General features: G+C 49.1%; 10 protein-coding genes and 1 pseudogene. All 11 read right to left on the reverse strand.

Features of this window, described 5'->3' with window-relative positions:
* Positions 1-23: 23 nt before the first annotated feature.
* Positions 24-638 carry a class I SAM-dependent methyltransferase gene (locus G499_RS0113075; RefSeq protein WP_035727372.1) on the reverse strand — a complete coding sequence of 205 codons (615 nt, stop codon included), beginning with the start codon at positions 636-638 and terminating at the stop codon, positions 24-26.
* 356 nt (positions 639-994) lie between these two features.
* Positions 995-1,075, reverse strand: a pseudogene (locus G499_RS22550) (hypothetical protein); the annotation flags it as partial.
* 172 nt (positions 1,076-1,247) lie between these two features.
* Entirely contained in the window at positions 1,248-2,036 is a 789-nt protein-coding gene (locus G499_RS0113080) for a hypothetical protein (protein WP_027000319.1), read from the reverse strand.
* A gap of 26 nt (positions 2,037-2,062) precedes the next feature.
* The gene (locus G499_RS0113085; RefSeq protein WP_035727373.1) at positions 2,063-2,845 is read right to left on the reverse strand and encodes an SDR family NAD(P)-dependent oxidoreductase; all 783 of its coding nucleotides are present in this window, start codon (positions 2,843-2,845) and stop codon (positions 2,063-2,065) included.
* Positions 2,846-3,036: 191 nt separating this feature from the next.
* Positions 3,037-3,465 carry a DUF2147 domain-containing protein gene (locus G499_RS0113090; RefSeq protein WP_027000321.1) on the reverse strand — a complete coding sequence of 143 codons (429 nt, stop codon included), beginning with the start codon at positions 3,463-3,465 and terminating at the stop codon, positions 3,037-3,039.
* A gap of 164 nt (positions 3,466-3,629) precedes the next feature.
* On the reverse strand, positions 3,630-6,692 hold the full coding sequence (locus tag G499_RS0113095) for an efflux RND transporter permease subunit (RefSeq protein ID WP_027000322.1): 3,063 nt from the start codon (positions 6,690-6,692) through the stop codon (positions 3,630-3,632).
* Between the two features lie 8 nt (positions 6,693-6,700).
* Positions 6,701-7,750 (reverse strand): efflux RND transporter periplasmic adaptor subunit, encoded by a 1,050-nt coding sequence (locus tag G499_RS0113100; protein ID WP_027000323.1) that lies wholly within the window; start codon positions 7,748-7,750, stop codon positions 6,701-6,703.
* Positions 7,743-9,098 (reverse strand): TolC family protein, encoded by a 1,356-nt coding sequence (locus G499_RS0113105; protein WP_027000324.1) that lies wholly within the window; start codon positions 9,096-9,098, stop codon positions 7,743-7,745. Before G499_RS0113105 ends, G499_RS0113100 begins: the two co-directional genes overlap by 8 nt.
* 60 nt (positions 9,099-9,158) lie before the next feature.
* Positions 9,159-9,779 carry a TetR/AcrR family transcriptional regulator gene (locus tag G499_RS0113110; protein WP_027000325.1) on the reverse strand — a complete coding sequence of 207 codons (621 nt, stop codon included), beginning with the start codon at positions 9,777-9,779 and terminating at the stop codon, positions 9,159-9,161.
* Between the two features lie 152 nt (positions 9,780-9,931).
* Positions 9,932-10,816, reverse strand: coding sequence for an ABC transporter permease (locus G499_RS0113115; protein ID WP_051296238.1), 885 nt, complete (start codon positions 10,814-10,816; stop codon positions 9,932-9,934).
* 114 nt (positions 10,817-10,930) lie between these two features.
* A complete protein-coding gene (locus G499_RS0113120) occupies positions 10,931-13,585 on the reverse strand; it encodes a leucine-rich repeat domain-containing protein (protein ID WP_027000327.1) in 2,655 nt (884 codons plus the stop codon).
* Positions 13,586-13,719: the final 134 nt, after the last annotated feature.

Here is a 13,719-nt window from a genome sequence, read left to right on the forward strand (position 1 = left end):
CCCAAGCACCACAAGTGAGCACGTTATATTTTAAACATCACAGCCGTTTCGATAGTGCTGTCTTGGGTCAGTTTAGCCTCACAGTGCCCTACAAGCGTAAAAGGGATGTAGGCAATCAACTCGTTCATATTCGTGAAGTACTCAGTCCCGTATTGCTGTGTTCCTTTGTAAAAAACTTGATTAATCAGAAGGTATTTACCCTTAAATTTCGAAGAAAGAGTTTGCAGTATCGATTCTAAATCATCTAAAATATACCACATAATTTCAGAAAACAACACGCAATCATAGGCGGTGTACTTATCCAAGTCCTTAGCAATATCTGCAACTTCAAAATCAAGGTGAGGGAAAAGTATTCTGGCTTTTTCGATGGCTACCTGCGAAATATCCACACTTTTGGGAACAATACCAGTAGCCTGATGTATCCAGTCAGCATAATACCCTAACCCACAGCCACACTCCAATACAGAGCGGATATTTTGCTCTTTTAGATGTGTAATCCCTGCCGAACGAGAAAACCTATTGGGCTGCTCAGATTGCCGCCAAGGATCTGAAAAGGCTGTGTACATTTCATCAAACTGTCCAATGAACTTACCGTCTTTGATAACATAGTCGTGATAAGATTTTTTTTCAAAAGTCATAATCTGTTTTTTTAGTGTATTTGCGTTAAAGGCTATGGCCTTTGAGCTGGTTTAGCTAATAGTATGACTTCGATATAATCATAAAAAATATCAAATAAATTAACAAAGGCAAATTTATAAAATTTTATTAAGTGCAATTTTTTGCGTGTGTAATTAGTAGTCAATAATTAAAAATACCGTGCTCTTATTGATAAACCCATAAAGCCAAGCGTTTGTTCATTTTGGGCTAGATATCTAATCGACGGTTCTTGTGTGGGTTAGTGTTGAATAAGAGCAACTATTTTATTTGGGGATAAAATGAGCCTTGACCTATAGTTGTAACCCTGCGATTTGGAAAGTGGCCAGTGATGTGTAGGTCAATCGAGAGAGAATGCTCGGGCAATTCGAGGGCGGCAAATACCGTTATAAGTGGTGAAATCTCCCCCGATAAGCACCTTGCCATCGGGGGTTGAAGAACAATGGACACAATCGAACCACTCGTCTCTATTTGCCCTAGGCTATGTCTTTACAAGCCGTCTTCAACATCCGCACATCCGTGGCAAACGCATTTAACCGCAAAGGACGCTAAGTGAAAAAACATCCGCACATCCGTGGCAAAAAATCATACCATTACAGCGGTTGTTGGGTGCTTTGTCGCTCCGGCAATAATGGACGGCCTTGCAGTGCCTGCACCAAGGTGAATGTGGCCAGCAGGGCATAGAGCAGCCCCGCCGCTAGGGTGAGCTTGGTGTTTTTGAGGACATAATACGACAACAAGGGCAGGCACTGTATGGCGTGCATCCCCACAAAATGGGCTATACGCAAGTCTCCGGCGCGTCTGCTCCAGCCTACAATCCAGAGGGAGGAGTTGTCGTTTTGAAGCCCTACGGTATGGCTCATCTGCCCGCCCATCAAAAAGCCCTCAAAAGCGAATACAACAAAAATCCAGATGCCCAGCCGGATGGCCCAGACGTAGTGGTTGGGCAAGGCCGGGAAGTCGTACCACATAAACAACAGGCCCACATAGGCGATGTACAGCGTGGCCAAGGTGGCGGCCAAAGCCATCAACGAAAACAGCAAGGCATACAAAGGCGTACTGTTGTTGTAGTGCGAGGGCTGGCCTTTGCTTGCCTGTAAGGCGATGTAGCCAATCTCAAAGCCCAACAACACCACCATCGACCAACTAAATAATCTGGTGTTGAAGTGGGGCAGATGGTACACATACCACGCTATCGCCCACACCAGCAGGAAGGTCGAAAACGCAAACTTGAAGGGCTTGTACCACGCATTGACTCCATAGAGCTGCGTTTGGGTGGTCTTGGTAGCCACTAGGCAGGCCAGCGCAAAGGCCAGACAAACCAAGCCGTAGTAAAACAGCACCTCATTGCGGTGCTTGAGGGTCAGCAGGAAGTAACTCATCGGGATAGGGGGAATCTGTTTGAGGGTTAATTGTCTTTGATACTCGCCAGATTTTTCTTGATGTTCATCATCATAAAATCAGGCATTACGCGGGGCAAGTTCGACAAGAACCAGTTCATCGAACCAGCCAACTTCTTGCCCTTACCCTTGAGCAGGAGTTTGACACCCATAGCGGCCACCACCTGCGCCGACATCGGCTTGTTGGCACTCATCGCATTGGTTTTCCGCATTTCGGGAGTGTGAAAAGGTGTTTCGACTGTTCCCGGGCAGAAGGTCGTTACGACCACGCCCGAACCCTTCAGTTCGGCTGCAATCGTCTCCGAAAAAGCCAAGACAAAGGCCTTGGTCGCCGAATAGACCGAGTAGTAGGGAAAGGGCAAAAACGACAACAGCGAGGCTACGTTCATAATCCGCCCATTTTGGCGCTTGAGCATCTCCTGCGCAAAGAGCTTGGTCAGTACTACTAGGCTGCTGATGTTGAGCTGAATCATCTCCAGCTCCCGTGTCAGGGGGGTTTCTACAAAATGGCCATAGCCGCCAAATCCGGCGTTGTTTACCAGATGGCTCACCACCAGTTGCGCCTCCTTTACCTCTTGGTAGAGTGCCAGCGCCTGCTCGGTGTCTGACAAGTCCTTCACAAACACCCGCACCTCTATCCCGTGTTGGGCGCTGAGGTTTGTTTGCATTTGGGTGAGCTTGTCGCCGCTTCTCGCCACCAAAATCAGATGGTATTTTTTTGCAGCAAGTTGTTGCGCCATTTCATAGCCTATGCCTGATGAGGCGCCAGTGATTAAGATGTACTCTTTCATTTTTTGTTTAATTTTTTCTACTTAATACCAAAACAAAGCGCTATGCGCGAAATAAGAGCGCTACTGTTTATAGCCAAACGCTAGGCTAGGCATCCGACCCCGTCGGGGTCGTACCCAACCCGACAATATTTCTATAAACATTCCATCCCTTCAGGATGCCTTGCGTCTGCACGCCATAAGGAGTGTCTACATCAATTGATTTTTGTCCAGGTTTCGGTTCTGCCGAAGAGCGAGACCCCGACATAGCCCCTCACATCCAGTTTGTTGCCCGATTTGAGCGTGAGCATACAGGAGTAGGTCTTGCCATTTTTGGGGTCGTAGATAGTGCCACTGCCCCATTTGTCTTTACCCTCAAAGGTAAAATTATTGAGAATCACCAGACCCACTACTTCACGGCTTCTGAGTTTGGGGTCAGGGTTATTGACATCTTTGCTTTCACCGCCTGTTCCCCAAATCACTTTGCCGTAATACTTCGAGTTAGATGCCTTGTAAATCTTAAACTTGGCATCTCCTGCTTCGTTGACCCATTCGCCCACAATGGCATCAGGGTTTGACTGCGCGTGGAGCGAATGAAAGCCCAACAACACGGCGATAAAAAATACATACATTGCCTGTTTCATGATAGTGATGAGATTTGGTTTGAAAAAATGTTTGAAGTCCTGAATGGCTCTTTGCCCGCTTGTCTGCATTTTGAGTGCCCTTACACCATTACACATCTTTGGTTTTTGTCGCTATGGTGCTTTTTTTGCCCTCTGTTGCGCCCCCTTGCAAGGCCAGTCCTCCCCTACCCGAGCGGGGGCGCGGCCTGTGTGATTTTTGGGGGGATGAGTTTGTACATTACGGGGGTTACGATGCGTGAGAGAATCGTAGAGCTAATCAAGCCTCCAATCAAGACAATCGCCAAGGGAGAAATTTGGGGATTAGGATTGACAGCCAGCGGAATCAAACCACCAATAGCAGTGAGCGAAGTCAGCACTACGGGCAGAAAGCGTAGCTCCCCGGCCTGCTCGATGGCGGTGTTGAGGGCTACGCCCTCTTGTCGGAGTTGGTTGGTGAAGTCTACCAAGAGAATCGAGTTTTTGACTTCTATCCCGGCCAAACCAATAAAGCCAATGATGGCAATGAACGACATCGGGTTACCGGTAAGCCAGAGCAGGCTTACCCCGCCAATAACCCCAAGCGGAATGACCGACAGGACAATCAGCATGCCTTTGAAGGTCTTGAATTGCAGAATAAGGACGGCAATGAACAGAAATAACGTCAGTAGAATCACCGTAACAAAGCTGCCGCCGAAGGCATCGCCCTCGCTCTCTGCTTCGCCGGCCAGCTTGTAGCTGTAGCCTTTGGGCATATTGAGCGCATCTAGTTGGGGGATGACTTCTTTGAGCACATCGTTGGCCAGCACCCCCTTTTGGGTGGAGGAGGTGATTTTGACAAAGCGGTTTTTGTTGAAATGGTTGATATTGGTGGGGGAGGTTTCAAAATCAATGCTTGCAATTTGGCTCAGGGGAATGGCCGTGCCTACGGCATTGTTTACAAAGAGATTGTTTAGTGAGGCAAGGGTGGCAAATTTGTCCTTCGGCCCATTGACGGTGATATTGTATTCTTCGCCCTCTTGGTCGGTATAAGTACCCATTTGTAGCCCTGCTACGGCCAGGCGGATGGTTTTGTCTACCTCGGCGCTAAAGACCCCTAGCGTACGGGCTTTTTCTCGGTTGAGGTTGATTTTGATGTCTGTTTTGAGGGTGTTGAGCTCATTATTGACATAGAGTGAGCCTGTGTGGGTTCTCAAAATTTTTTCTACCTCAAAAGATAGATTCCGAAGGGTGTCCAAATTATCGCCTATCACCCGGATAGAAATGGGGGCTTCTATGGGTGGGCCTTGCTCAAAGTCTTTGACTTCGACCTTGGCATAGGGAAAATCGGCAAACTGTGTGCGTAAGCTGTTGATGAGCTGTGTTTTGGCTACAGGCTTGGTGTCTTGTGCAAGTTGTATGAAGACTTGGGCGAAGTCAAATTTTTCCTCTTGCTGCGGTACGTTGTAGTATATCTGTGGGTTGCCCTTGCCCACATTGCTCGTAAAATGGGTAATGAGCGGGTGCTTGCTGAGGCTGTCTTCTACCATCTTGGCAATGCGGCTGCTTTCTTGCAGGCTTGTCTGCAAAGGCATCTTGATATTCATCAAGAAAATAGGCTTTTCGGACGTAGGGAACAGCTTGAAGCCAATCACGGGAAACAGAGCCAGGGAGCCGACAAACATCCCAAAAGCCAGCCCTAGGGTGAACACAGGATTGCGGAGCGCCACCTTCATCACCTTGGAATAAGTCGCCCCGATAGCGCCTTTGAGCAATCTCAAAAAGATATTGCCTTCGGGGTTTTGGTGCTCTTTCAAGAAATTACTCGCCAAAAATGGTACTAACGTCAATGAGACCAAGCTCGAAGCCATTACACTTGTAATAACGGCCAAGGGTAATCCTCTCACAAATTCGCCCGGCCCGCCGGGCAAAAACACCAAGGGCAGGAAGGCAATCACGAGTGTGGCCGTAGTGCCCAATACGGGAATGGTAATCTGCGCCGTGGCTTTGATGGCCGCCTCTTTACGTTCATAACCATCTCGTAGCCAGCGCTCTATGTTTTCTACCACGACAATGCTATCGTCTACCAGCAGCCCTAGCGAAACCACCAAGCCCACAATACTCAGTTGGTTGAGCGAGATGCCAAAGGCATTTAACCCTACCAAGCCCAAGGCCAGCGAGAGCGGAATGGCAATCATCACCACCAAGGAGGCGCGAAAGCCCAAGGGGGCGAGCGTAAAGAGCACCAGCACGATGGCAATCATAAAATCTGTTCCCAAACCCGATAGTCTTTTGGCTACATTGTCGGCTTGGTCAAAATGTTTGTAGAGTTTGATGTTGGGGGGCAGTGTGGTTTCAAAATTGGCCACAATCGGCTCATACTTGGCTTGGGTGCTTGCGATATTGCTGCCTACTTTTTGGGCGGCATTGACCAACACACAGCGCCTGCCGTTGAGGCGGGTGAGGTGTTTCTCTTGCGCATTTCTAAAATCTATCGTCGCGACTTCTTGCAAGAGGATAGCCTTGCCGTTGGCACTGCTGACAACAATGTTGGCGATTTGGTCGATGTTGTCAAACTTCCCACTTGTTTTGACATTGAAGGTCTTGGTGTTGGCCGTCAGGCTGCCGCCGGGGATGTTGAGGGCCTCGCTCTGAATGCTGCCCAAGACGGTGTTGAGGGGGATGTTGTATTCGGCCAATTTATCCAATTGTAAATCGATCCTGACCTCCTCGTCGGGCACGCCCGAAACCTTGACTTTTTTCAAGTCCACTACTTTTTCGAGTTGGTTTTTGAGGTTTTCGGCTTCCTTTTTCAGCTGTCGGTAAGAGGCATTTTCGCTCACCAAGGCCACCTGCAAGATGTTGACATCACTTGGGTCTACCTTTCGGATTTCGATGCTGAAAATATCTTCGGGTAGCTCGTTTTGCAGGACATTGACCTCCCGCACGACCTCTTGGTATTTGTTGTCTACATTGACCCCATACTTAAACTCCGCCCGGATGATGGCAATCCCATCTTCGATGACCGTAACGATGCGGTCGATATTTTCCAGCTCATAGATTTTGTTTTCGATAGGCTTTACAACCAGCTCTTCCATATCTTGGGGGCTAGTGCCCGGATACACCACCACGATGGGGTAGGTAGGCGGGTTGATTTGTGGGTCTTCGGCCCTAGGCATCGTCAGCATCGTAACCAAACCTACCACGGCCACCATCAAGAACATCACGAGGGTGAACTGATAGTTTTTGACTGAAAATTGGGTGATATTCATTGGTAGTATTACTTTACGATTTTGATATGGGAGTCCTCATTCAGAAAAGCGGAGTTGCTGCGTACCACCTCCCTGACTCCTTCGAGCCCGGAGCGGACGCGTACCTGTTCGTTGTCAAAGCTCTCTATTTGGATTGCCTGCTTGCGGACGCGCTTTTGGTCAATGGGCACAAACACAAAGGCGTTTTTGCCATCGGCTTCTATGAGCGCATCATAAGGAATGGTGATGTACTCGCTGCTTCGGTTGGTGGCGATGCTTGCTTTGCCAAACATCCCGAGGGCAGGTTTGATATTGGCGGTATTGATTTTTATTTCTACCTGAAAAGAACCCGTGCCTTGCTCTGCGGCGGGCGATTTTCTGAATACCTCTCCCTCAAAAACTTTATCAGGAAAGGCATCTAACACTACTTTACAAGGATTGCCTATCTCTACCAAAGCCCACTCCCTGTCCGACAGCCCGACTCTGAAGTCCCAGTCTTGTGAGCGGCTTTCGTTGATGGCCAACACGGGCATCCCCCCACTGACGACCTCTCCTTTGCTGGCCAATTTTTTACGCACAAACCCGCTATTGGCCGCATAGATGTAGGCGTATTGCCTGTTGAACGACACGGCTTCGAGCTGCTTTTTGGCTATCTCCAGAGCTGTTTGGGTATTTTGGAGTTGCTCCAAGGTCGCCACACTATCGGCATAGAGGTTTTTAACCCGTTGGTGGTCGCGGTGGGCTTTTTCTAAAGCCAGCTGCGCCTGCACCTCCCCCGACGACACTTCTGTCAGCTTGAGCGTAGCCAGCAATTGCCCCCGGCCAAACGCCTGCCCCTCTTCCACCAAAATTCGGTCAATCACCCCTCCGATTTTGAAGCTGTAGTTCGCCTGATTTTGGGTAGACAAGATGCCCGTGGCCACCAATACCGCCTTGCCATTGGCCACCGCAATGGGGTGCGTTTTGACCGCGATGACCTCGCCCTCTGTGAGGCCGGAAGCCTTGTTTTTGGCATTGCACGCCGCCAAGGATACAAGCCCGATGAACAACAGGCCGCACCAAAAGTTTACTCTAGTCATTGTTGTGTTGATTTAGTTGATATCCTGAGTTTACCCTTTCTACCTCAGCCGCCTGAATGTGTGTGTCAAACAAGGTGATGCTGAGTTGTATTTCTGCCTGTATGAGCTGATGTTGTGCCTCCAGCAGCTCAATAAAAAGCACTTGCCCCTCTTTGTACATTTTGAAGAGGTCGTCGCAGTATTTCGACAAATACTCCTGCATACTCTTGTTGGCGCGGTATTGTGCCAGAGCGGTGTTGTACGCATTGGTCGTGGTGAGGCGTTGGAGTTGGAGTTGCTGCTCGACATAGTCGTTTTGTGCTACCAGCGACTGCTGCGCTATCTTGAGCTGCTTGGTTTTGTGTTTGTGCTCCCTAAAGCTGAAGATGTTCCACTCCAGCGAAACCCCAAAAAAGTAGTATACCGTCTTGTTGTTGAGCTGCCAATCAAAGCCCTGTGAGCCAAGATCCAAAAAGGCACTGAGTTTGGGCGCTTGCTCCGACTTGACCAAGCCCGCCATTTCAGAATTGATCTCTCGTGCAATCCGCAGTTTGCGCAACTCCTCCCTGCCCCCAAGGTCAAGCGCTGTATTGGGCAAAGACGCTACCTCGGTATAGGCTTGCTCACTGACAATTTCGGCCTCCAGAGGACGGTTGAGCAAAAAGTTGAAATAAGCCTGCGCATTGCGGGCATTGTCGGTAGCGGTAGCTGCTTGGGCGTGCAACTTCACCAGCTCGTGCTCTGCACTGATGAGCGCCGTACGGTTGGCCTTGCCATTTTTGAATAAAGACTCATTGACGGCCTTGTTGCGCTGCGCCAGTATGAGTGCCTCTTCGTATATCCGAATGGCACCGAGTGCTTGCAAGTAGCGGAAATAAGCCGTTTTTACCTCCTTTACCAACTCCCGCTTGTACAAGTCTACCTCTAACTGCTGAAGCGAAACCTGATGGTTTTTGATCCGCTGATTATGGCCAATCTCTTGGTTGAGGAGCGGTATGGTCGTGCGAAATCGGGCATCATAAAAGTTGTGGGGATTCAGCAGAATGCTTTGATTTTCGAGCTGCGGAAAATTACTGCTTTGTGTCAATTGGTTGAGCGTATTGTAGGTCGGGTTGAGCAAATCGCCGGCAGGAAAATCTACCGTACGCCCCCCGCCGGCCAAGAAGTAGTTGGTCAGAAAACTGACCCGTGGCAAAAACAAGGTCTTGGCCTCTTGTAGCGCATACATACTTTGCTCTAAGGCAAACTGCTGCTGGGCAATGCTTTGGTTGTTGGCCAGCGCTTCCTCGACATACTGCTCAAGCAGGCCTTGACCATAGCCCTGAATCAGCCACATCCAAAAAACCAAGGTGGAGATGAGTGTTCTCATTTGAATTGTGTTTAAAATTTGAACGATGTTCAATTTTTGATTAAAAAAATATAGCGTACCCTATATTTGCTCCCGAATCATCAGGACAAAAGCCTCATAGGCTTGATTGATAATCACTTCCGGCTCCATAAGATTGACTCCTCTGGTGCGTTGGCTGATATGCAGCGAGGCCATCCCGTGTACCATACTCCAGATGGCAAAAGAAAGCGGCTCCAGCGCCTGCCCCTTAAAATAACCTGCCTCAAGACACTGTGCCACGTTTGTCCGCAGGACATCAAAAGTGGCCTTGCCCTCATTCCAGCACTCTTTGTGAGAAGACTCCAAAAACTCGATAGGTGCTCGGAGGCTAAACATCAACTCATACATATCCGGGTTTTCCAGCGCAAACTTGATGTATACCTTCCCTAGCGCAATCAAACGCTCCATCGGCTCGGCGATGGTATGCAAAGTCCGCATCTCATTGCCAAGTTGGCCAAACCCCTGTGTATGTAATGCGTGCAGTATGTCATTTTTGTCCTTAAAATAGACATAAACCGTCCCAACGCTATAATCAATCGCGGTGGCAATCTTGCGGATTGTTGTTTGCTCTATGCCTTTCTGCACGAAGAGGTCTCTTGCAGCCTTTAAAATAAGCCCCCTCAATTCGGCCTTTTCTCTGTTCTTGCGCTCGGCTGTTCCCATAGTATTTGAGGTTATAACGCAAAAATAATGAACAGTGTTCAAAATTTAACAAAAAAGGCTTGTTTATTTTTAATATGGATTTTAAAATACTGTAAATCAAGTGATTAAACAGGATGGAAGAATCATTGGAGTATAGCCAAAGGAGGTGGGGCTTACACCGTATCCATAAAATTACGCTCTACTCGGTTGAAAAGCACGAGGCTGAGGAGCAGTATGACCACCGTAACCACAGCATTGTAGAACAACATAGAGGCGTTGAACACACCCGTGCCCAGAAAGGCATACCGAAAGGCTTCTACAATAGGGGCGATAGGGTTGAAGGCCATTACCTGTTGCCAGCGTGGCGAGAGCGAAGACATTGGGTAGATGACTGGCGTAGCATACATCAATAGCTGCACACCAAACCCTACTAGCTGGGTCAGATCACGGTATTTGGTCGTGAGGGACGAAATCAGAATCCCCAAGCCCAGCCCTAGCAAGGCCATCATCAACACCAAGTAAGGCAGGGTCAGCAGCCACCAATTGGGCTGCAATGCTTCACCGCGCAGCGCAAAAAAGGCATACAAACACAGAAAAACGCCTAGTTGAATACCGAAGGCCAACAAGCCCGAAATAACATTGGCAAGAGGCACGGCCATCCGAGGGAAGTATACTTTTCCGAAGATAGCAGCATTGTCTACAAAGGTGCTGGAAGTGCGGTTGAGGCAGCCCGCAAAGTAGTTCCAAATCGTAACCCCGGCCATATAAAACAAAAAGGCCGGTTGCCCATCCGTCGATAGCCCGGCAATATTGCCAAATACTACCACAAACACCACGGTCGTGGTCAGGGGCTGGATGATATGCCAGAGTGGTCCGAGGATAGTCTGTTTGTATACCGATACAAAGTCGCGCCAGACGAAGAGCAGTATCAAATCGCGGTAGCGCCACAGCTCGCCCAAGCGCAGATCCCACCAAGGGGCGTGTGGGGCGATGACTTCAGTCCAGCCTTGCTCTGAGGGCAAGACTTCGGCTTGGGGAGAGGTATCGGTATGTTGCATATCCTATAAAGTATCAGACCACAAAGATATAAGAGCTTGGGCAAATTTTGCAGTATGAAGCTCAAAACCGACATTTTTGATTTTGGGGTAGGTCTTTCAACCAAAAAACAAAGCCTAAACCAACCGAAAGGTCAGCTTACACTGAGGTAGGTGTGTTTCAAAGGCTTTTAGCCAAGCTTTACGTTCTTCGAGTGGCATTGGTATTTCGCGGCTTAGCTCTAACAAGCGCAGCGATTTGAGCTGTAATAAACTTTGGGGCAGCTGCTGGATGGGGTTTCCCAGTAGGGTGAGTTCCTCTAGGTATTGGAGCTGGCCGATGCTTTCGGGCAGGGTCGACAGCTGATTCCAACTCAACTGTAGATATACTAATTGTGAGAGCTCGCCTATCTCTTCGGGCAGACTTTGGAGCTGGTTCCAGTCAAGTTGTAGGCGTTGTAGCTTGTGTAGTTGCCCAATACTTGAGGGCAGCGCTTGGAGTTGGTTCGAAAAAGCCCAAATCATCCGTAGTTGAGACAATTGCCCTATATTTTGGGGCAAATGCGCCAGTTGGTTATTATAAATACTCAACTCCTCTAGGCTTGCGAGTTGTAAGATATTTTGGGGCAAATGCGTTAGCTGAGTTTCAGCAATCCGGAGTTTGTTGAGCCCTTGTAGTTGGCCTATTTGTTCGGGCACATCTTTAAACTCATTGCCCTCTATGCGAAGGTATGTCAGGTTGGGTAGGCTGAATACAGGGCCTTGGGGGGCGAGTACAGCTTCGGGCTTGCCTCCCAGAATCTCCAACCTTGTGATTTGGGGATGTGCCCGCATTTCTTCGGCCAGTGGATATTCTATTGCCTGCAAAAACAGCGTTCCTTCATAACTTTGGGCGGTTTTGTCTTGGAGTACCTTGTCAAAAAACCGCCCCCCGACATGTAGGATATAATCTCCCCCCCAATGAGCTACTTGGTAGAGCCGTTCTACAAAGTAGAGAGAGTCGAGCTGAGCTTCCCTCAAGACCCACTCCATCAGGCTTCTGCGCCCGGCACGCTGAAAAGCCTTATTTTGTTGTTTGCTGGCATTGAAGTAGCCCATCAGCTGATACTGCGTTTCGGCATCATAACAACGCCAAAAAAGCTTTAGCGCCTCCTTACGAATCAGTGGGTCGTTGCTGAAGAACGTATAGGTCAGTACATCGAGGCAGCGTTTTGAGGGGAGCCTATAGGGCTGTAAGAGCTGTAGGCCAATACGGATGTTGACAGCTTGGTTACTGTCAAAGAAAGCCTGAATTTTCTCAGAAGCATTATCGTCTAAGGGTTGCCAAAAACCAGCTTGGTCAATGGCCTTGGTAATGCGATATTCTAAGAATATGGGCAAATGTGGCATTTTGTAGAGTGCCTCTTGTATGGTAGCACTGACACGCCCGCCGGCCAAGACGTGAGTAACCTTGGGGCTGAGTTGGTGGCTGAGGGTGTAGCCCTGTTGTTTGAGGAATTGTTTGAGAGCCTTGGCCGAAAAACGCCTGAATTGCCCGACCACATACAAGACTGCGCCGCTATCGGGTGTGGGCCAAGGGGTAGGCGGTTGTATCAGGTGGCCGAGCCAATCCAACCCTGCCTGAAAATAGGGAAAGTCCAAGTCCATCAGTGGCAATAAGTCCGCGCAAGTCAACGGGGGCAGGTGCTCAATCTCCAAGTTACCCATCCAGAGGGCAAAAGCCCACTGTCGGAGCGCCGGACGATTATCAGCCATACGATAGAGTTTATTCAAAAAACGCTTGTGTACCCGTACGTTCAGGGGTTTGTTGTCATCAAGGGAGAGCCCCTCCAACACCAAGGGGAGGTACATCAGGCAACGGGGCAGCTCCTCAAATAAGTTATGTGCAAGATTCAACCTCCGCAACTGGCTACAGTGGCGTAGGCTGTCGGGCAGATGGCGTAGTTGGTTGTGTGACAAGTCCAGTGTTTCGAGTGTTTCAAGCCTACAAACCCATTCGGGCAACTGCTGAAAACCGCAGTGGTCCGCAATCAGGTGTTTGAGTCTAGGGAGCTTGGCCACTTCATCGGTATGGGCACCAAATTGGTCAAACCGCAGTGTTTCCAAAGCCCTCAGTTTGGCGATGTTGAGAGGCAGGCTTTTGCAGGTATTGTGTAGGTCGAGGGAGCGCAGCTGAGGTAGTTGGGACAGCAGCTCAATACTGTGCTCAACATCGAGCGAAGTGTTGTGGCTGAGGTTAAGGTGTGACAAGTTGCGCAGGCGCTTAAACTCATCGGGCAATTGTTGGATATGACAGTTGGATAAATCAAGGCTGAAAGCCTGAGGCAGGGAGGCCAATACCAAACACATCTGAGAAAGGTCGAGCAGGTGGTTGCCTTGTAAGTCGATAGCCCGCAACTCCGGCAGATGCCCCAAGGCCTGAGGTAGCTCTACCAGTTCATTGGAGCGCAGATTGATAGATTCCAAAGCTTGCAACTGAACAATATCTTCGCTGAGCTGCCGGATTTTATTGAATCGCACATCCAATACCCGTAGCCGCTCCAGCCTATAAACAACTGCCGGCAGATGGTTTCTGAAATAATTATTACTGATATCAAGCGATTCGAGTTCGAGCAGCGCCCCCAAGCTTTCGGGCAAAGTCTTCAGGCGGTTATAGCTCACATTGAGCAGCCTCAGCCCCTGTAAGCTGCCCAACTCTTCGGGCAGGCTACGACAATCTTTACGCGTATAAACCAAGGTATGGGTATCGGAAAGCGCTGCTGCAAGAACGGCCACAGTGGGGTGTTGTTCCATAAAAACCTGAGGGGTAGGTTGGAAAGTGCGCTACTATAAGGCTGGTAGATGTACCCAAAGGTAAGGCTTTTAAGCCCAATTATCAAACAAGAGTGCGCCGTACTCTGGTCTTTTGCCCTAACTTTTTTAACTTG

The sequence above is a fragment of the Eisenibacter elegans DSM 3317 genome, from assembly GCF_000430505.1.
GTDB classification, from domain to species: Bacteria; Bacteroidota; Bacteroidia; order Cytophagales; family Microscillaceae; genus Eisenibacter; species Eisenibacter elegans.